The organism is Agrobacterium rosae (assembly GCF_002915175.1).
GTDB lineage: Bacteria > Pseudomonadota > Alphaproteobacteria > Rhizobiales > Rhizobiaceae > Agrobacterium > Agrobacterium rosae.
In genome coordinates, this window is record NZ_NXEJ01000004.1 from 292,363 (window position 1) to 311,693 (window position 19,331).

Genomic DNA, 19,331 nt, shown 5'->3' on the forward strand with positions numbered 1-19,331 from the left:
CCAAGCAGATGCACGAGGTGCCAGTATACCGCGCAAATCCTATGATTTCGTAGCGAAAGGAGACAGGACGAAAAAGATCAGTCTTTTGTGAGGAGATTTTCGGGCGAACCATAGGTTTTTGCAGGATCGAAATGCCTGACATCATCCGTAATCGTGGTTACGGCCTTGCCGTTTTCCAGCGTGACTGTGCGATAAAAGCATGAGCGTCGGCCCGTATGGCAGGTCGCATCGTGGCCAGCCACCGAGACTTTCAGCCAAACGGCGTCCTGGTCGCAGTCCGTGCGGATTTCCTTTACGGTCTGGAGATTGCCGGACGTTTCGCCCTTCTTCCAAATCTTATTCCGAGAGCGACTATAGTAATGCGCAATGCCGGTTTCGAGCGTCAAGGACAGTGCTTGCGCATTCATGTGCGCCACCATCAGCAATTCGCCGTCCTTAATGTCTGTGACAACGGCGGTGACGAGGCCATGTGCATCGAACTTGGGCGAGAACGAACCCGCTGATTCCAGTGTTTCCTTATCCGCAGGGGCGGGGGGAAATGTAGACGACATGGAGACCTCCATTGCAGCAATGTCCGAAAGCTCGAATGGCTTCGGACATTCAGATGCATGAGTAAACTTGGAGCACTGGAAGCGAGGCGGTTTTCCGCCGTCGCCCTATAAGGCTGGCGCTGGGATCAGCGGCTATAGACCATGGTCATGAACCGGGCCTGCTGCGCGGCTTCGGCTTTGAATGTACCGGTGAAGCTGGTGGTCAGCGTCGTCGAACCCTGCTTGCGTACACCGCGCATGGACATGCACATATGTTCGGCGTCGATCAGCACGGCCACGCCCCGTGGCTTCAGCGTCGTTTCGATCGCGTTCGCAATCTGCGCCGTCATTGTTTCCTGCGTTTGCAAGCGACGGCCGTAAATTTCAACGACGCGAGCGATCTTGGAAAGCCCCAGCACGCGACCCGCCGGCAGGTAGGCGACATGCGCCTTGCCGACGATCGGAACCATGTGGTGTTCGCAATGCGAATGGAACGGGATGTCGCGTACTAGAATGATGTCGTCGTAACCGCCGACTTCCTCGAATGTCGTTCCCAGCACGTCACTTGCGTCGAGATCGTAACCGCTGAACAGTTCACGGTATGATTTCGCAACGCGCTTTGGCGTGTCGAGCAGGCCTTCGCGGTTGGGATCATCTCCCGCCCAGCGTAGCAAAACGCGCACGGCATCTTCGGCTTCAGCCTGCGTAGGGCGCAGGTCTGCTGCACCGTTGGGTGTGCCTGCACCGGGGAAATTCTTCACGATTGCATCCATCTCTTAGGTCTCCCGATGCGGTTGAAACGCCGCACCTGAACTTGGTTACGGCATGACTTGTAAAGATGCCGCGCCTGCTATCTGGTTGTTTTCAGGCAATTTGGCAAGTCTGTCATCGCTTTTTCGATGTGCGATGATTAAAATCGCCGCACCTTGATGACGCTGGTGTCTCATAACATATAATGATGACGGCACGCAGAAAAGCCTTACCACTGATGACGCAGTGTTTGAAAAATCAATCCTGCGCAAATGGACGATCACATGGATGACATTTACAACAACCGCATTCTGGAGTTCGCTGGCAACATTCCCCTGACGGTCGATATTCCGGATGCGGATGCCAGCGCGCAGAAACATTCGAAGCTCTGCGGCTCGAAGGTCAAGGTTTACATCAAGCTGCGCGACGGAGTGGTAACGGATTTTTCGCATGAGGTGCGCGCCTGCGCTCTGGGGCAGGCCTCTTCATCCATCATGGCCCATCATGTTGTCGGCGCGACCAGCGATGAAGTCCGCAAAGCGCGAACCGATATGCTGGCAATGTTGACGGCGGGCGGTGAAGGCCCGGATGGTCGTTTCGAGGACATGCGTGTTCTGAAGCCCGTCAAGGACTACAAGGCCCGCCATGCTTCCACCATGCTGACCTTCGATGCGATCTGCGACTGTCTCGACCAGATCGAGGCAGATCAGCGCGTTCCGGCCTGAGCTGTGTGCAACGAGCCGAACTGCCAGCATACAACAGCACGTTCCCGAAACTGGTCAGGACCGTTTCGCAAGACACCGGGCCGTTTGCTGGGCATGGGCTTCATTCGCCTCTACCAGTTGGTATTTTCAGGCTTCATCGGCAATTCCTGCCGGCATATTCCGACCTGTTCCGAATATAGCTATGAGGCCTTTGCCCGGCACGGCTTTTGGGCCGGGGGTTGGTTGACCCTGTTCCGCGTCGCCCGGTGCGGGCCGGGGGGTACCAGCGGGCTTGATCCTGTGGCGGAGAGGTTGGCATCGCAACAGAAGTGGTACACGCCATGGCGGTATTTTTGCGCGTCGAAGTCCCGAGAAGCAAACTGACTTTACCCATCGGTAGAACGCGGTTAAAAAGCCGCGTTGAATAAGTGAGCACCTACTTATCGCTATACATGAAAACCACCCGCATTCGTTGGCGGGACTGGACAGGAGAATTATAATGTCTGACGCCGTTTCCCTTACATTTCCCGATGGCTCCGTTCGCCAGTATGCCCCCGGTACGACCGGGCGAGATGTTGCCGAATCTATTTCCAAGTCGCTTGCAAAGAAGGCCGTCGCGATTGCGCTGGATGGCACTGTGCGCGACCTTTCCGACACCATCATCGATGGCAAGATCGAGATCGTCACCCGTGATGACAAGCGTGCGCTTGAACTGATCCGCCACGACGCCGCTCACGTCATGGCCGAAGCCGTGCAGGAACTGTGGCCCGGCACACAGGTGACGATCGGCCCCGTCATCGAAAACGGCTTTTATTACGACTTCGCAAAGAACGAGCCCTTCACACCGGAAGATCTGCCGAAGATCGAAAAAAAGATGAAGGAGATCATCGGTCGCTCTAAGCCTTTCACACGCGAAATCTGGTCGCGTGAAAAGGCCAAGGAAGTCTTCGCTGCCAAGGGCGAGAACTACAAGATCGAACTGATCGATGCCATTCCCGAAGGTCAGGACCTGAAGATTTACTATCAGGGCGACTGGTTCGACCTTTGCCGCGGCCCGCACATGGCCAACACAGGACAGATCGGCACGGCTTTCAAGCTGATGAAGGTGGCCGGTGCCTATTGGCGTGGCGATAGCAACAACCCGATGCTGACACGCATCTACGGTACCGCATGGGCGACACAGGAAGAGCTGGATCAGTATCTCCACATTCTCGCCGAAGCCGAAAAGCGCGATCACCGTCGTTTGGGCCGCGAAATGGACCTGTTCCATTTTCAGGAAGAAGGTCCAGGCGTCGTGTTCTGGCACGGCAAGGGCTGGCGCATGTTCCAGACTTTGACGGCCTATATGCGCCGCAACCTCGAAGGCACCTATCAGGAAGTCAACGCGCCGCAGGTGCTGGACGCTTCGCTGTGGGAAACCTCCGGTCACTGGGGCTGGTACCAGGAAAACATGTTCGCCGTAAAATCGGCCTACGCCTTCACCCATCCGAAAGACGAGGAAGCGGATAACCGCGTCTTCGCGCTTAAGCCTATGAACTGCCCCGGCCATGTTCAAATCTTCAAGCACGGATTGAAGTCTTACCGAGAACTGCCTGTTCGCCTTGCGGAATTTGGTAACGTTCACCGTTACGAAGCATCCGGCGCGCTGCACGGCCTGATGCGCGTTCGCGGCTTCACGCAGGACGACGCGCACGTGTTCTGCACCGAAGAACAGATGGCGGCGGAATGCCTGCGCATCAACGACCTCATTCTGTCGGTCTACAAGGACTTCGGCTTCGAGGAAATTGTCGTCAAGCTGTCCACACGCCCAGAAAAGCGCGTCGGTTCCGACGACGTTTGGGATCGCGCTGAAAGCGTCATGACCGATGTTCTGAAATCCATCGAAGAAAAGTCCGAAGGCCGCATCAAGACCGACATTTTGCCGGGCGAAGGCGCGTTCTACGGTCCGAAGTTCGAATACACGCTGAAAGACGCCATTGGCCGCGAATGGCAGTGCGGTACCACGCAGGTAGACTTCAACCTGCCGGAACGCTTCGGTGCTTTCTACATCGATCAGGCCTCCGAAAAGCGCCAGCCGGTCATGATCCACCGCGCCATCTGCGGCTCGATGGAGCGCTTCCTCGGCATTCTCATCGAGAACTTCGCTGGTCACATGCCGCTGTGGTTCGCACCTCAGCAGGTCGTCGTCGCGACGATTACCTCTGATGCTGACGATTACGGTCGTGAAGTCGCCGAAGCTCTGCGCGATGCGGGCCTGTCGGTCGAAACCGATTTCCGCAACGAGAAGATCAACTACAAGGTCCGCGAACACTCGGTCACCAAGGTCCCGGTCATCATCGTTTGCGGAAAGAAAGAAGCCGAAGAACGCACCGTCAACATCCGCCGCTTGGGGTCTCAGGCCCAGACATCCTATGCGCTTGATGAGGCGATTGCGAACTTGATGGATGAGGCAACACCACCGGATGTGAAACGCAAGCGTGCGGCGAAGGCTGCCAAGGCGAAAGCTGCGTAACGTCTACCTACGGTCTCGAAATCGGTATGCTAATCAGTCACCCTCGGAACCAAGTTCCGGGGGTGTTTTTTTATGGTCCATAAGCTTGATTTGTATTACAATGAAATACAGATTTCAGGAGGATTGAATGACAAAGCAAGCTCTTTCCAATCCCATCACCCTGCGCATTCCGCAGGAAGTTTTGGCGGAAATTGAAGCCATAGCTGAAACGACCGAGCGGTCTCGGAGCTGGATCATCGTCCGAGCGCTTAAAACGTATCTGTTGAACGAAGGTGCCGACATTCTTGCTGTCAGGCTGGGGCGGCAAGAAATCGATGATGGCGATCATGAGAACGTCGATGATGTCATCGCTGATTTGAAAAGAGCTTCGTCCGAAAAGGCTGCCTGATGCGCGTCATTATTTCGCGTTCGGCAGCGACATATCTGCGAAACGAAGTTCAGTACCTAAAAAGCAGAAGTCTCGCTGCTGCAACGCGCTTTACGAACGCCTTTATCGATGCGCGGCGCAATCTGGAAACCTTTCCAGACATGGGCAAGGAAAGCGAAGAGCTTCCCGTTCCCGGATACAAGACGTGGGTGTTCGGTGACTACTTGATGGACTATACGCGAAAAGCCGATGTCATTGAGATTGTTGCAATAAGACACGGCCGGATGCGACCTCTGACTCCTACACAGGAGCCGGACGAAGATTTCGAATAGATGTGACCGGCATCACTCAAAATCGCCGGTCGTCTCTTCCGGGGCTTGGTCCTTCATCAGCACTTCCACGTCTGAGTCGCTACCGGCGGCCACTTTGAACGTGCGTTGATAGACTTTGTCCTTGTTGCGGGCGATGGCGGTATATTCGCCGTCGGCCAGGACCATGGTGGAGAAGGCGCTGACGCTTTCGTTGACGATGTCGCCGGAGCCTGTGAGCACCGACCATGCGGTATCGGCAATGGCTTCGCCGCCATGTTCGGATACGAGTTTCAGCGTGACCTGAGCGGCGTGGTGCTGGAGCGTCGCTTCCGTCAGTTTGCCCGCTTCCACCTGAATATCCGCGCGCACGACGGCATTGATGCCGCCATATTCGGATACGACGTGGTAGGTGCCTGCGTTGAGGCGAATGACGGTGTTGGGCTTGACGTCCGACATGACCAGACGGCGCTCGCCATCTTCCTGCGTGTCGGAAGAATAGACTGAAAATTTGAGCTGGTTGGGCGAAATGCGTTTGTCGGTCCCGGCCACGGCATTCAACACGAAGCCGCCTGCGTCGAGGATCAGGACCTGCTTTTCGATCTTGCCGCTGGTGGGGATGTTGAGCTTTTTCGTTACGCCTGCGCGACCGAAGGATACATTGACGAAATAGTCGCCGGGAGACAAATGAAACTCGGCTGAGCCACCATCGGAGCTGGCCAGCATGGGCAGTTTTCCATCAGGGCCAGGCATAGGGCTGAACACGCGCCAGGCCAGTCCCTCCATCATCGGCTGGCCGTCATTGGTCAACTTTGCTTCCATGACGATATCGCGTGACGTGGTTGTCTCGGTGTCAGGTGCGGAAGGAGCAGTGAACGCGTTCAGCTTCGGCATCTTTGGCGTGCCGCCCAGTTGTTTGAAATCCTTGAATGCGTCTTGCGAAAACGCGACACCATGCGGAAGCGCGGCCGAAACGAGCGCCATGGAAAGGCCTGCCGCAATTTTGATGGATGTCATTTTACTCAACCGGATTGACTTCTTGTTTTTCTGGCACCACTTCAAGCCCAACGCGGTGGCGATTTCAAGGCCCATAATTTCATATGTACGAGAATGGATCGGTTCTGAGATGAAAGATAATATTACGCTCCTCGACTACCTGAAGGTTCGCCGTTCCACCCCGGCGTTGCAACTGGCAGAACCGGGGCCTGATCAGGCCGAACTTGAAGATATCCTACGTCTCACAGTCCGTGTACCCGACCATGGAAAGCTCGCTCCCTGGCGCTTCATCGTTTATCGCGGTGAGGAGCGCAAGCGGTTGGGCGAGGCGGCGTTGAAGCTCTCACTCCAAAAGACGCCGGATATTGGTGCGGACCAGCAGGAGGTCGAGCGCACCCGCTTCACCCGCGCCCCTGTTGTTGTAGCGGTCGTCAGCACGGCAGCACCTCACGCCAAAATTCCGGAGTGGGAACAGATCATGTCGGCCGGCGCTGTTTGCCTCAACATGTTGATGGCTGCCAATGCCTACGGATATGCCGCCAACTGGTTGTCCGAGTGGGTCTCCTTCGATGAAGACATCTGGCCGGAACTGGGTGTGAAGTCCGGCGAAAAAATCGCTGGCTTTATTCACATCGGTTCCACAACGTTCCCGCCCATAGAGCGCCCGCGTCCTGAACTTGCAGACGTCGTAACGTGGGTCGGTGAGGCCTGATGTTTTATAGCACCGACACCAATCGTCACGGCCTGTCTCACGACCCGTTCAAGGCCATTGTTTCACCCAGGCCGATTGGCTGGATAGGGTCGAAGGGCGGTGACGGCTCGCTCAACCTCGCGCCCTATTCGTTCTTTAACGCCGTTTCAGACACGCCGAAACTGATCATGTTTTCGTCCAGCGGCCATAAGCACAGTGTGCGCAATGTCGAGGAAAGCGGCGTCTTCACCGCAAATCTGGTCAGCCGCAACCTGGTGGAGCAGATGAACGCGTCGTCCGCTCCCGTAGAGTATGGCGTGAACGAATTCGAGATTGCTGGCTTGACGGCCAAGCAGTGCGAGCTTGTGGATGCGCCCTATGTCGCGGAAGCCTTCGCGGCTCTGGAGTGCCAGGTGACGCAGATTATTCGACCGATTGATGTCAACGGTGCCGAATCCGAGTCCTGGGTGGTTTTCGGGCAGGTCGTTGGTATTCATATCAACGAGGCGGTGATCGAAAATGGCCGCATCGACATGGGTCGCGCACGGCCCGTCGCCCGCATGGGTTACATGGACTATTGCGACGGCGGTGCGGACGTCTTCCAGCTTGTCCGGCCGGGTGGGCGCTGACGACACCCATCTTCAACCGGTTAATTTATATGGTGAACCAAACGTAAACCTTTTGCTCCTAGTGTCGCTTCAGTTGGCAGGGTCCAGATTCGTGTTCGAATCGATTCCGCTGAAACAGTCGGCATTGTCTATTGGTGGGGCGCAGGGTGATCGTAAAAGCATTTTTTCGTTGGTCTGAAAAAGCCGGGTCGACCGACAGGTCGAAGGCAGCCACCACGCTTGCCAAAGCCTACTTGCAATCCTCGCTGCCTCTGGATCGGTATGACAGCGCGCATGACGCGATGACGTATCTGCTGGATGATCCTTCACCCAAGGTGCGGCTCGCTCTGGCGGAAGCGCTGGCATATTCAGACGAAGCACCGCGGCATATCATTTTCTCTCTGGCTCAGGATCAGCCTGAAATCGCCTGTCTCGTCATCATCCATTCGCCGGTGCTGCGAGACACGGATCTGGTCGATCTCGTGGGCAACGGCACCCCCATCACGCGGGCGATGATTGCGGCCCGTCCTTATCTGGAGGCTGGCGCTTGCGCTGCCCTTTCCGAGATTGGTGAGCTTCTTGAACTCTCCGTTCTTCTGGAGAACCGCAGCGCCTGCATAACGCCTTTCACGTTGCGCCGTATCGCCGAACGTCATGCACAGGAAGCCGAGATTCGCGACCTGTTGCTGCGGCGCGATGACCTGCCAGCCGATGTTCGCTACGCTCTCGTCGGGCATATCGGTGCGGCCTTGGCAGCATCCGATCTGGTTTGTTACGCCATGACACCGCATCGTGCACTTGGCGTCATTCGTGATGCCTCCGAAACCGCAACGGTACTGATTGCCGGGGACGCGACGAGCGAAGCCACACCCATGCTGGTCGAACATTTGCGTGCCGGCGGCGGGCTGACACCCGCTTTTCTGATGAACACGCTTTGCTCGGGCAAGCTGGATTTCTTTGCGCAGGCCATCTCCAACCTGTCGGGACTGGAGGAGAGGCAAGTCCGCTCCATTCTCGCCACTGGGCGGCACCACGCGCTGAAAGCTCTCTATCACTCAACCGGTCTGTTCGGTGCGGTGCTCGACATTTTCATGGAGGCGACGCTGTTGTGGCGCAACGCATCCGACGCACCTTATGCCAATCCCGTCGCAGACCTGTCGTCGGGACTGCTGGCCAAGTTTGCGCATGTGGATGGTGACGCCACGATGCGTGAGCTTCTGCATATGGTCGAGAAGTTGCAGATTACCCAGCAGCGGCAGCGTGCGCGTTCTCTGGCAATCGATCTGGTCGAGGAAGCCGCATAAACTTATTTTGTGAAGCGCCGGGCGATCCAGGAATAGCTGTCTTCCACCATGCGCACCGGCTTGCCAAGCACTTCCTTGACGCCTTCCGTGGACGGCAAAATCTTGCGAACGCGGCCAATGGCGCGTTGTGTCAGGGTCTGTTCTTCCTGCGGTGCGAGAGCAGGCGCGACGCCAGATACATCCGGCGTCTGTGCATCGGCTTTCGCCGTCTCGTTCTTTGGCGTTTCGGGCGTCTGGCAAACGGCGACGATGACCGGATAGGACGCATTCGCAAAATTGCCGAGCTGTTTTTCCGATTCGGCATCGCACAGTTCTATGCTCGTCCAACGTTGTTGAAGCGTGGCGATGTGCTGGCAATCGGTCGCACTGTCGTCGCAGCCGAGAATGGTCATTAAAACAAGCGCTGTTCGCATTTTCGCTCTGTTGCCTCTGGCCGGAGAATCCTACAAACCGGAGTGATCTAACGCAATTGCAGTCTTATTGCGACGAACAGTTGGGCATTCAGAAAAATTAACGGAAATACAATGTCAGTTGAAATCAAACTCGAGCATCCGCGCCAGCCGGAAATCCAACGTCTTATGGAGATGTCGAACGCCTACATGGCCTCGCTTTATCCGGCGGAAAGCAACCACATGGTGGATCTCGACGCGCTTGAGAAGCCGAATGCGTCATTCTTCGTGGCGCGAAATGAAGGCACGATTGTCGGCTGCTGCGCACTTGTGGAAGCGGGGGACGGCACGGCCGAAATCAAACGTATGTTCGTTGATCCGGAAGCGCGCGGGCTCAGCATCGGTAAGTTGATGATGCAGGCTGTTATCGCGCGCGGGCAGGGGCTGGGACTATCGGCCATCCGTCTGGAAACCGGAATCAGCCAACCGGAAGCGATCGGGCTCTACCGTAAGGCGGGCTTCGTAGAAATCGAACCCTTCCCGCCGTACAAGCCTGACCCCCTGAGCATGTTCATGGAATTGACGCTTTAAAGCCGATTAGATCGCGGTCTTTCGCAGCGGTGGAGGTTCATCGATCTCCGCCGTGGTCTCGGCCATGTCGGCTTCGATTGCCGATATCTCCACTTCGCGCACCCATTCCCGCCACACCGCAACCAGCAACGCCATCAGGACCGGACCGATAAACAGTCCGAGGAACCCCATTGTCTTCACGCCGCCGACCAGACCGAAGAAGGTCGGCAGGAACGGCAGCTTGATGGGGCCGCCAACAAGGCGCGGGCGGATGGTTTTGTCGACGATGAAAAGCTCGATAGAGCCCCAAGCGAACAGCGCGATACCTGCGGTTACGGAACCGCTGGCAACGAGATAGACGGACACCAAAGTGAAGGACAGCGGCGCACCACCGGGAATGAGCGCCATGACACCGGTCAAAACACCCAGCGTGACGGGCGAGGGAACGCCTGCGATCCAATAGGCGATGCCCAGAATGATGCCTTCGCCAATCGCGATCAGCGTCATGCCTGTGACCGTGGAGCTGATCGTGGCCGGAACGACGCGGGAAATGCGTTCCCACCGCGTGGGCAAAATGCGCTCTCCAACCAGGTCGATCTGGCGCGCGAAACTCACGCCGTTGCGATAGACGAAAAACAGCGCAATCAGCATGAAAAGCAGCGTTAGGATAAGGTGGAAGGCACCATTCCCGGCCGCCACGATGGCGCGGTAGATATTGCCGATATTGGCACCACTGACGAGTTGAATGACTTCGCCGATGGCACCGGGTGTGCCGATGTAGCGAACCCACTGCTCGCTCATCCATGCGCCAACGCCGGGCAGGGCAGCAATCCATTCGGGCACGGGAGCGCCGGTTTTGTTGACTTCCACCGCCCAGCCGAACCATTCGCGAACTTCGCTGGCGGTGTAGGAGGCGGCGATGAAAATGGGAACAATGAGGAAAGCGATGATGAGAAGCAACGCGATTGTCGCACCCACCGTGGTGTTGCCGCCGACGCGACGAAGCAGTTCACGATAGACTGGCCAGCTGGCAAAACCGATGACGAGTGCCGCCAAGACGGGCACAAGAAAGCCATAGAAGAAATAGATGCCAGCAGCGACAATCAGAAACAGGAGCCAACGGGCGGCTGAAATGGACGGTACGAGTGCAGTACGAGCGTGGGTGGCCGGGCTTAGCCAACGCGGCTCTCCGCTTTTTCTATGATTGTCGATTTTCGTCAAAACGGCGTCTCTTTCGCATTCCCCGAATGGATCGTATTCTGTCATCATTTAGTGGACAGTTTACAACATATTACATCACCATTTCGTTTTTATAGTGTTCGCTCATTTATTCGGGGCATTTTCTTAAAAATAACGCAACGCGCCTTGGCCTGCGGAAACAAATATGAGAGTTGAAGGCTGATTTTACAACTTTACGGCGGCTTCGCGCCGTTATGGACAAAAACATGCTTCGCCGCTTCTTCTCCTACTACCGGCCTTACAGGGGTCTGTTCATTCTCGATTTCTCCTGCGCCGTGCTTTCGGGCCTTTTGGAACTCGGTTTTCCCATGGCGGTCAAGGTCTTCGTGGATGTGTTGATGCCAGCGGGGGACTGGCAGCTCATCCTGATGGCATCCATCGGTCTTCTAGTAATCTACGTGCTGAACACCGGGTTAATGGCGACTGTCACCTATTGGGGACATATGCTGGGCATCAATATCGAAACGGATATGCGCAGACATGCGTTCGATCATTTGCAGAAGCTGTCCTTCCGGTTCTTCGACAATCAGAAAACTGGTCATCTGGTGGGGCGACTCACCAAGGATCTCGAAGAAATAGGCGAGGTGGCGCATCACGGGCCTGAAGACCTGTTCATTGCCATCATGACCTTTCTCGGCGCTTTCCTGCTGATGATGTCGGTCAATGTGCCGCTGGCGCTGATCACCGCCGCCATTGTGCCTGTAACGGCGTGGGTGACGAGCCGCTACGGTGCCCGCATGACCAATAATTTCCGCGCGCTCTACGGCCGTGTCGGCGCGTTCAATGCGCGCATCGAGGAAAATGTCGGTGGCATGCGCGTCGTTCAGGCATTTGCAAATGAAGATCACGAGCGCGCGCTGTTCGAACAGGATAACCAGAACTACCGCCAGACCAAACTCAACGCCTACAAGATCATGGCGGCCAGCACGTCGCTGAGTTACATGAGCATGCGTCTGACGCAGATGATCATCATGATCTGCGGCGCATGGTTCGTCCTGACTGGTGATCTGACGAGTGGCGGGTTCATCGGCTTTCTGTTGCTGGTCAATGTGTTCTTCCGCCCGGTCGAAAAAATCAATTCCGTCATCGAAACCTATCCCAAGGGCATTGCCGGTTTTCGTCGGTTTACAGAACTGATCGATACCGATCCGGATATTGCCGATGCACCCAACGCTATCGTTGCACCGGCCTTGCGCGGCGAAATCGCGTACAAGGATGTGAGCTTCGGCTATAGCGATGGAAAGCAGGTTCTCAGCAACATTGATTTGACGATCAAGGCGGGCGAAACGGTTGCGTTCGTTGGTCCGTCCGGCGCGGGAAAGACCACGCTGTGCTCGCTGCTACCGCGTTTTTATGAAGTCACGGGCGGCTCGATCAGCATCGATGGCATCGATATCAGGCACATGACGCTTGCGTCACTGCGCAGCCAGATCGGCATCGTCCAGCAGGACGTGTTTCTGTTTGGTGGAACGATCCGCGAAAACATCGAATACGGGCGTCTCGGTGCGAATGAAACGGATATCTGGGAAGCCGCACGCAGAGCCCGGCTGGACAGCGTGATTCAGGATATGCCCGATGGCATGGACACTGTTATCGGCGAACGCGGTGCGAAACTCTCTGGCGGTCAAAAACAGCGCATGGCGATTGCGCGCATGTTCCTGAAAAACCCGCCGATTCTCATTCTGGACGAGGCAACATCCGCTCTCGATACCGAAACGGAAAGAGCCATCCAGCAATCGCTTGCGGAGCTCGCCCAGGGCCGCACGACGTTGGTCATCGCCCACAGACTGGCAACTATCCGCGACGCGTCACGCATCGTTGTGGTGGATGAAAGCGGCATCGTTGAAACGGGCGATCATCACGCGCTTCTGGCTTCAAAAGGGCCATACAGCCGCCTTTACGAAGCGCAATTCGGCGCTCAACTGCTGGTGTGAGTGTGCCGATTACCGCGCTGCTGGCGTGTCAATCGTCGGGTTTGCCTCCGGTTTTCCCGGATGTGAATTGACGAGATAGGTAACAGCGACGGCACCTGCCGCCACGATCAATACCACGATGATCAGCATCGTAAACGTCCAGGGGCTGGATTTGCGGCGCGACCATATGATCTTGCGACCGCGTAAGCGGTCCTTGTTTTTATCGTCGTGATATTCCGGTCCGAGATTTTCTGTGTTGGACATGTCATCCCCCTGGTTTTGCGAATCTTTGCTGCTAGGGCCAACGCGTAACTCCGTGCGAAGTTCAACGGGATGACCTTGCAGTGACGGATGACGCCCGTCATTGTGTCGGCGAAACGCCACGTTAGATGCCCGATGGAGGACCGATTTGATTTCCAATCCGCGCGCTTTGCTGGAGGAGTTGTTTTTCTCAGCGGTCAAGGCTGCTGATCCCTATGAGGCGATCCTAAGACACCTGCCGGAGCGTCCAAAAGGCCGCACCATCGTTATCGGTGCAGGCAAGGCGGCAAGCCAGATGGCGCAGGCGTTCGAGCGCGCATGGCCGCACCCGTTCGACGGACTGGTCGTCGCGCGCCACGGCCCGATCGCAGAATGTCACCGCACCAAGGTTCTCCAATCTGCACACCCCGTCCCGGACGACGCCGGCCTTTATGCCGCGCAGTCGCTGATGGCGCATGTTCAAGGGCTGACGGCGGATGATCTGGTCATCGCACTGATCTCCGGTGGCGGCTCGGCTCTTTTGCCCGCACCGCCCGAGGGTTTCACGCTGGCTGATGAGATCGCACTCAATGAAGCGCTGCTAGCATCCGGCGCGCCGATCTCTGCGATGAATGTGGTGCGCAAGCATTTTTCTCGCATCAAGGGTGGCAGACTTGCCGCGCTGGCCTATCCCGCTCGCGTCGTTTCTCTAGTTGTGTCAGATGTCCCCGGTGACAACCCGGCATTCGTGGCATCGGGTCCGACCGTGCCCGATGAAAGCGATGCCGACGAAGCTTTGCACACCATCCGCGCCTACCGAATCGACCTGCCAGAACGGATGATCGAAAGAATCAGCTACGCGACAGCGCCAAAACCGACGGACGCGATTTTTGCTGCAAACGAAGTCCATGTCATCGCTTCGTCACGCGTCTCTCTCAACGCAGCGGCAGAGCTTGCCCGGCAGCGGGGCGTGCATCCTCTTATCCTGTCCGATACCATTGAAGGCGAGGCGAAGGACGTGGGCCGTATGCATGCGGCGCTCGCCCGGGAGTTTGCCGTGAATGGCGCGTTCGACAAGCCTTTGTTGCTGCTTTCCGGCGGAGAAACCACGGTGACGATCGGCAGCGGTCGTTATGGCAAGGGTGGACGCAACGCCGAATTTTTGCTGTCTGCCGCGCTCGATCTACAGGGAATCACGGGCGTGACCGCCCTTGCGGCAGATACTGACGGCATCGACGGTTCGGAAAATAACGCAGGCGCGTTTTGCGATGGCGATAGCATCACCCGCATTCGCGCTGCGGGCGGCGATGCTCGCGCACTTCTATCAGGCCACGACGCATGGTCCGCCTTCGATCTCGCAGGTGATCTCTTCGTGCCGGGCCCGACAGGGACAAACGTCAATGATTTCCGGGCGTTTCTACTGGAGTAATCCGGCAGACCACAGGATGAAAATATCAAATCAGGAAAGTCGCTCATGACGAACATTCTCAACTTCAAGCCAGATGGCGACCTCGCCGCGATCCAGCCAGAAGACGGCGCACCAGCCCCCGACCGTCTGATTTCCGGCAACCCGAAGTTCACCACATGGAGCATCGAAGAAGCCACCGGCGGCATCTACGCTGGAATCTGGCAATCCACCCCCGGCAAATGGCGCGTCGAATATGACGAGTGGGAATATTTCAGCATCCTCGAAGGCCACTCGATCCTGACCGAAGACAACGGCCAGCCCATCCACCTCAAATCCGGAGACCGCCACATCATCCGCCCGGGTTTCAAAGGCACATGGGAAGTGGTGGAGACGACGCGCAAGGATTATGTGGTGAGGCTATAGTCAGCGCGACAGGTGTCACCAAACCAAATCCAGCCGCTCCAGCCCATAGAAATGATAGACGTCTTTCACCTTTGGCTGTTCCGCTATGCGTAGCCCCGGCAAGCGCTTGAACAGCAGCGGCAACACGATGTTGAGTTCCAGCCTTGCCAGCGGTGCGCCGATGCAGAAGTGGATGCCGGCACCGAAGGATAGGTTGGGGGCCTCGGCGCGGTAGGGCTTGAAGATAAGCGGGTCGGTGAATTTTTGTGGGTCGAGATTGGCGGCGGCGAGGATGAGGCTGACTTTGTCGCCGCGCTTGAAGGTGATGCCGTCGATCTCGACCGCCTCCAGCGCCCAGCGTTGGAAGATGTGAACGGGCGCGCCGATACGTAGTGTTTCTTCCACCGTTCTCTCGGTTGATTTCTCGTCCTGAAACAGCAAAGCAGGGTCGCTGCCGCTTTCGAGGATGACGCGGACGGAATTGCCGATCTGGTGGACGGTGGCCTCGTGGCCAGCATTCAGCAGAACGATGGTGGTCGAAATCAATTCGTCGTCGGTGAGGTACTGGCCCTTATGCTCCGTATGGATCATGTGGCTGAGCAGGTCGTCTTTCGGTTCCGCGCGGCGCTCTGCAATCACGCTGCGGACGTAATCGGCAAATTCCTTTGCGGCGATGTCGGCTGCCAGTTCATCGTCGCGGGTGCGCTTGAACATGTACATGCCGACATAGGCATGCGACCATTTCAGCAGTTGCGGGCCCACTTCTTCGGGAATGCCGATCATCCGCGCAATCATCGTCACGGGAATGATATCAGCGAACGACGACAATAGCTCCGTCTTGCCGTCTTTTTCGAAACGATCGATCAGCCCGTTGGCCAGCGCTTCGATTTCCGGCTTCATCTTCTCGACATGGCGAGAGACGAAGGCGCGGTTTACCAGCGTCCGCAGCCGCGTATGTTCCGGTGGCTCTATCTCCAGCAGCGAATGGCGCTCGGCCGCATCGAAATGACGGACGTGTTCGAGAGGCTCTGGCAGGCCAAGTTCTTCGCGGGTTGCGACATGCAGGATTTGCCGTCCGAAACGGCGGTCCCGCAGCAATGCGTTCACGTGGTCATAGCCGGTGAAGAACCATTGCTTCTGCTCCTCCCAGTAAAATGTGGGACAGTGCGCATGCAACGCCGCGTAGACGGAGTTGGGGTCGCTGTAGAAATCTGGATTGCGGGCGTCGAGTGAAACCGAGCGAGTGTCGGTGTCGATGCGGAGGAAATCAGGCACGTTTTTCATGCCCGATCTCTAGCGCAAACCTACCCTTCACGGAAGCGATTCTATTCGCCGACGGCCACACCTTCACGGCGCGGATCGGCGCTGCCGACGAGGCCGTTGGCGGTGATTTCGATGGCGTGCAGGCCGGAGTTCATCTCGCCGGGCTTCACCTCGTAACCCATTGCTTTCAATGGCTCTGCGAACTTCTCCGCATCCGTCCCGGCTTCGATGTCATAGGTGCCGAAACGGTTGATGAGGTGTGGTTGCGCGACAATTTTTTCGACCGGCATGCCCCAGTCGATATAGGCAATCAGAGCCTGCGCAACATAACCGATAATCTGGCTGCCGCCGGGTGAGCCGATGGCCATCAGCGGCTTGCCATCCTTCATCACGATTGTCGGTGCCATGGAGGAGCGAGGGCGCTTGCCGGGCTCCACGCGGTTGGCCACCGGCAGGCTGCCGTCATGGGTCTTGAAGGAGAAATCCGTCAGTTCGTTGTTCAGTAAAAAGCCGTTGGTCATCAGGCGCGAACCGAAGCCGCCTTCGATGGTCGTCGTCATGGAGAGAACGTTGCCCTGCTTGTCGACAATCACAAAATGGCTGGTGGACGGCATTTCCAGCGCCGGGCCACGGCCGAACAGCAGGGCGTGATCCCATGTCGGCTCGCCTGCTTTGACGGCATCGGGAGCAAGTGCCTTTTCTCCATCCAGCAACGAAGCGCGGGTGGCGAGATAATCCTTTGTCAGCAGACCTTTGATGGGCAAAGGCATGAAATCCGGGTCGGCCAGGTAACGTTCGCGGTCGGCAAAGGCCAGACGCTGCGCATCTCCGATCAACCGCCAGCTTTCGACATTATCCGGCCCAAGCGCCTTGATGTCGAAGTTTTCAACAACGCCCAATATCTGACCCACGGCGACAGCGCCGGAGGAGGGTGGTCCCATGCCGCAAATATCAAGCGCGCGGTATTTCGCGCAGACCGGCTCGCGCTCTTTCGTGCGATAGTTTGCCAGATCGGGCAGAGACAGAACGCCGGGATTACCGCTCGCTTCCCGAACCGTTTTGACAATCGCCTCGGCAATCGGCCCGGTATAAAAGGCATCCGCTCCTTTGGTCGCAATCGTGTTCAGCGTTTGCGCATAGGCTGGGTTTTTGAGCACGGCACCTGCCTTCAGCGGTGCGCCGTCAGCATCGTAGAAATACCCACGCGCTCCTTCATATTTCTTCAGTCGGTCTCCGTCCGCTGCAATCAGGGATGCAAGGCGGGGTGAGACTTGAAAGCCGTCTTTCGCAAGCTTTTCAGCGGGGCTAAAAAGTCCGGCCCAGGGTTTCGTGCCGTATTTCTTGTGCACATCGGAAAGCAATCGCACCGTGCCAGGCGTACCGACGGAGCGCCCGCCAATCACCGCATCCAGAAACTTCAACGGCTGGCCGCTTTCATCAAGGAACAGTTTTGGTGTCGCTTCCATCGGCGCGGTTTCGCGCCCATCGAATGTGGTAATCTTGTTTGCGGCGGCATCGTAATAGACGAGGAAGCTACCGCCACCCAGGCCGGAGCTTTGAGGCTCTACAAGCCCCAGCACCGTCTGCACGGCCACCATGGCATCGATGGCATTGCCGCCATCGGCTATCACCTTCCGGCCTGCCTCGGCAGCCAGCGGATTGGCGGCGGCGACCATGTAGTTTTTCGTCTCCACACGGGCAGCGTTGGTCGTGCCTGTCGCCTTTTCCGGGGCTATCGTGTCCGATGCCTGCTGGGCCTGAACAGAGCCTGCAACCACTGTTGCTGATAACAGAAGGGTGGTGAAAAACCCGACATACATGACGAAACCTCCAACGCTTGCGCAGATGCCATGATGGGATCGCAAGCGCGTCGAGGTCAAGTCGTGGTTTATCGATTTGCGATATGGGTAATGCGGGTGAGGGCGGCAACCTGGCGGTCGGCGTTGTTATCGCATGGGTCTTCGTCGCGGTCGTCTGCGGGCATGACGATGTTCATAGACCCTTCGCGCACGACGGTACGGTTGCGGCCTTCCTTCTTGGCTCCGTACAGCGCGCGGTCGGACATGGTCAGCATCGCGTCGAGATCGGCATCAGGGGCTCGTTGGTAGAAAACACCGGCGCTGACCGTTGCGAAGAAGCTTTCGTTGTCTCCAAACAGTGCGAGACGGCTGAAGCGGATGCGGATGGCTTCCGCCAGGATTGCAGCTTTCGATGGATCGTCGGTTTCGATCAGGCAGGCGAATTCCTCGCCGCCCATGCGGATCAAAACGCCTTGTCCATGAACGATGTCGCCTGCCTCTGCGCAGAACCGAACCAACACCTCATCGCCGCACTGGTGGCCATACCTGTCGTTGATGTTCTTGAAGTGATCGATATCGAACAGGATGAGAGCGATGTGGCGGGATTTGCTGCCAGCCTTCGTTTTCAACATCTCGAAGGCGTCGGTCATGCCACGGCGGTTCAAGGTCCCGGTCAGATGATCCGTCATGGCGAGGTGTTGCAGACGGCGTTCGGTATCTTCCATGAACATTTTGACGCTGATCATCAGCAGCACGATAAAGCCGAAGGACCCCGCCACAGCAACAGGTGCCGTCAGCGGCACCACCTGTCCGGTTGCCAGATTGTAGGGGATTACCAGCGACGCGGTTATCGCGCCCATGAAAGCCTGGACGATCAGTGCGCCAATCAGCACCTTGCGTGTTTTCGATATGTATTCGCTCGACATCACCAGAACGCCGGCCAGCATGAAATAACCAACGGCGGCACAGATGTGATAGAGGATGATCCGGGCTTCCATGCTGTCACGAACCGGCGGCACGAACATGAAAGCCACCCATATGAGCGCGGGAATGGCGATCCAGCCGTCGATCTTGCGGTCTTCGAGTTTCAAAAGACCAGCAAGCCAAAAGCCGAATGCGGCCAGTGAAATCGTATTCCCGACCTGGATCGAAAGGAAGTTGGGTATCTGCCCGCGCAAAGATACGAGAATGGCGCCGATGCCGACAAGTGCGAAACCGGATGCGAAGCACAGATGATATTTCTTCGACGGATTATGCAGCCACAGCACCGCCAGAACGGCGGCGAGGGTCAATGTTTGCATGGACCAGATAAGCATGCCTGTTTTAGCGTCTAGCACT

General features: G+C 57.1%; 21 protein-coding genes. 12 read left to right on the forward strand and 9 right to left on the reverse strand.

Translation table 11 applies throughout. From position 1 onward, the window contains the following. Window positions 1–77: 77 nt before the first annotated feature. Window positions 78–551, reverse strand: a complete 474-nt coding sequence (gene hisI / locus CPJ18_RS08755) for a phosphoribosyl-AMP cyclohydrolase (RefSeq protein WP_103657917.1) — start codon at window positions 549–551, stop codon at window positions 78–80. A gap of 125 nt (window positions 552–676) precedes the next feature. Then, window positions 677–1,303, reverse strand: a complete 627-nt coding sequence (gene folE / locus CPJ18_RS08760; protein ID WP_077101265.1) for a GTP cyclohydrolase I FolE — start codon at window positions 1,301–1,303, stop codon at window positions 677–679. Window positions 1,304–1,564: 261 nt separating this feature from the next. On the opposite strand from folE, the gene CPJ18_RS08765 reads away from it, so the two are divergent. From CPJ18_RS08765 to CPJ18_RS08785, 5 genes are all read left to right on the forward strand, one after another. Beyond that, window positions 1,565–2,005: an iron-sulfur cluster assembly scaffold protein gene (locus CPJ18_RS08765; RefSeq protein ID WP_103657918.1), complete on the forward strand. Its 441-nt coding sequence runs from the start codon at window positions 1,565–1,567 to the stop codon at window positions 2,003–2,005. 3 nt (window positions 2,006–2,008) lie between these two features. After that, on the forward strand, window positions 2,009–2,368 hold the full coding sequence (gene yidD, locus CPJ18_RS08770) for a membrane protein insertion efficiency factor YidD (RefSeq protein ID WP_103657753.1): 360 nt from the start codon (window positions 2,009–2,011) through the stop codon (window positions 2,366–2,368). Between the two features lie 115 nt (window positions 2,369–2,483). Beyond that, window positions 2,484–4,496 (forward strand): threonine--tRNA ligase, encoded by a 2,013-nt coding sequence (thrS, locus tag CPJ18_RS08775; protein WP_103657754.1) that lies wholly within the window; start codon window positions 2,484–2,486, stop codon window positions 4,494–4,496. 127 nt (window positions 4,497–4,623) lie between these two features. Next, on the forward strand, window positions 4,624–4,884 hold the full coding sequence (locus CPJ18_RS08780) for a CopG family ribbon-helix-helix protein (RefSeq protein WP_103657755.1): 261 nt from the start codon (window positions 4,624–4,626) through the stop codon (window positions 4,882–4,884). Then, the gene (locus CPJ18_RS08785) at window positions 4,884–5,195 is read left to right on the forward strand and encodes a type II toxin-antitoxin system RelE/ParE family toxin (RefSeq protein ID WP_103657756.1); all 312 of its coding nucleotides are present in this window, start codon (window positions 4,884–4,886) and stop codon (window positions 5,193–5,195) included. Before CPJ18_RS08780 ends, CPJ18_RS08785 begins: the two co-directional genes overlap by 1 nt. A 12-nt stretch (window positions 5,196–5,207) precedes the next feature. Here CPJ18_RS08785 and CPJ18_RS08790 read toward each other — a convergent pair whose 3' ends face one another. Further along, window positions 5,208–6,188, reverse strand: coding sequence for a hypothetical protein (locus CPJ18_RS08790; protein ID WP_103657919.1), 981 nt, complete (start codon window positions 6,186–6,188; stop codon window positions 5,208–5,210). Window positions 6,189–6,297: 109 nt separating this feature from the next. Here CPJ18_RS08790 and CPJ18_RS08795 point away from each other — a divergent pair, with 109 nt between their 5' ends. From CPJ18_RS08795 to CPJ18_RS08805, 3 genes are all read left to right on the forward strand, one after another. Next, window positions 6,298–6,879 (forward strand): nitroreductase family protein, encoded by a 582-nt coding sequence (locus tag CPJ18_RS08795; protein ID WP_103657757.1) that lies wholly within the window; start codon window positions 6,298–6,300, stop codon window positions 6,877–6,879. Beyond that, the gene (locus CPJ18_RS08800; RefSeq protein ID WP_103657758.1) at window positions 6,879–7,487 is read left to right on the forward strand and encodes a flavin reductase family protein; all 609 of its coding nucleotides are present in this window, start codon (window positions 6,879–6,881) and stop codon (window positions 7,485–7,487) included. The genes CPJ18_RS08795 and CPJ18_RS08800 overlap by 1 nt, the downstream gene beginning before the upstream one ends. Before the next feature lie 131 nt (window positions 7,488–7,618). Next, window positions 7,619–8,770 (forward strand): DUF2336 domain-containing protein, encoded by a 1,152-nt coding sequence (locus CPJ18_RS08805; RefSeq protein ID WP_153366754.1) that lies wholly within the window; start codon window positions 7,619–7,621, stop codon window positions 8,768–8,770. Window positions 8,771–8,772: 2 nt separating this feature from the next. On the opposite strand, the gene CPJ18_RS08810 is transcribed toward CPJ18_RS08805, so the two are convergent. Beyond that, a complete protein-coding gene (locus tag CPJ18_RS08810) occupies window positions 8,773–9,183 on the reverse strand; it encodes a hypothetical protein (protein ID WP_077101251.1) in 411 nt (136 codons plus the stop codon). A gap of 111 nt (window positions 9,184–9,294) precedes the next feature. Between CPJ18_RS08810 and CPJ18_RS08815 the strand changes: the two genes are divergently transcribed. After that, on the forward strand, window positions 9,295–9,750 hold the full coding sequence (locus CPJ18_RS08815; protein ID WP_103657760.1) for a GNAT family N-acetyltransferase: 456 nt from the start codon (window positions 9,295–9,297) through the stop codon (window positions 9,748–9,750). 6 nt (window positions 9,751–9,756) lie between these two features. Here CPJ18_RS08815 and CPJ18_RS08820 read toward each other — a convergent pair whose 3' ends face one another. Further along, a complete protein-coding gene (locus CPJ18_RS08820) occupies window positions 9,757–10,950 on the reverse strand; it encodes an AI-2E family transporter (protein ID WP_103657920.1) in 1,194 nt (397 codons plus the stop codon). A gap of 224 nt (window positions 10,951–11,174) precedes the next feature. Here CPJ18_RS08820 and CPJ18_RS08825 point away from each other — a divergent pair, with 224 nt between their 5' ends. Continuing rightward, window positions 11,175–12,902, forward strand: coding sequence for an ABC transporter ATP-binding protein (locus CPJ18_RS08825; protein ID WP_103657921.1), 1,728 nt, complete (start codon window positions 11,175–11,177; stop codon window positions 12,900–12,902). A 9-nt stretch (window positions 12,903–12,911) separates the two neighbouring features. Here the strand turns inward: CPJ18_RS08825 and CPJ18_RS08830 are convergent, their stop codons facing one another. Beyond that, window positions 12,912–13,145 (reverse strand): flagellar basal body-associated FliL family protein, encoded by a 234-nt coding sequence (locus tag CPJ18_RS08830; protein WP_077117083.1) that lies wholly within the window; start codon window positions 13,143–13,145, stop codon window positions 12,912–12,914. A 145-nt stretch (window positions 13,146–13,290) separates the two neighbouring features. Between CPJ18_RS08830 and CPJ18_RS08835 the strand changes: the two genes are divergently transcribed. Together CPJ18_RS08835 and CPJ18_RS08840 are read left to right on the forward strand one after the other, a co-directional pair. Continuing rightward, a complete protein-coding gene (locus CPJ18_RS08835; RefSeq protein ID WP_103657761.1) occupies window positions 13,291–14,550 on the forward strand; it encodes a glycerate kinase type-2 family protein in 1,260 nt (419 codons plus the stop codon). A 45-nt stretch (window positions 14,551–14,595) separates the two neighbouring features. Then, the gene (locus tag CPJ18_RS08840; RefSeq protein WP_103657762.1) at window positions 14,596–14,952 is read left to right on the forward strand and encodes a cupin domain-containing protein; all 357 of its coding nucleotides are present in this window, start codon (window positions 14,596–14,598) and stop codon (window positions 14,950–14,952) included. 15 nt (window positions 14,953–14,967) lie between these two features. On the opposite strand, the gene CPJ18_RS08845 is transcribed toward CPJ18_RS08840, so the two are convergent. The 3 genes from CPJ18_RS08845 to CPJ18_RS08855 all read right to left on the reverse strand — a co-directional run bounded on the left by CPJ18_RS08845 (window position 14,968) and on the right by CPJ18_RS08855 (window position 19,294). Further along, window positions 14,968–16,215, reverse strand: a complete 1,248-nt coding sequence (locus CPJ18_RS08845; protein ID WP_103657763.1) for a cytochrome P450 — start codon at window positions 16,213–16,215, stop codon at window positions 14,968–14,970. A 41-nt stretch (window positions 16,216–16,256) separates the two neighbouring features. Continuing rightward, window positions 16,257–18,014 carry a gamma-glutamyltransferase gene (gene ggt / locus CPJ18_RS08850; RefSeq protein ID WP_103657764.1) on the reverse strand — a complete coding sequence of 586 codons (1,758 nt, stop codon included), beginning with the start codon at window positions 18,012–18,014 and terminating at the stop codon, window positions 16,257–16,259. A gap of 68 nt (window positions 18,015–18,082) precedes the next feature. After that, on the reverse strand, window positions 18,083–19,294 hold the full coding sequence (locus CPJ18_RS08855; RefSeq protein WP_245445368.1) for a GGDEF domain-containing protein: 1,212 nt from the start codon (window positions 19,292–19,294) through the stop codon (window positions 18,083–18,085). Between the last annotated feature and the right edge of the window lie 37 nt (window positions 19,295–19,331).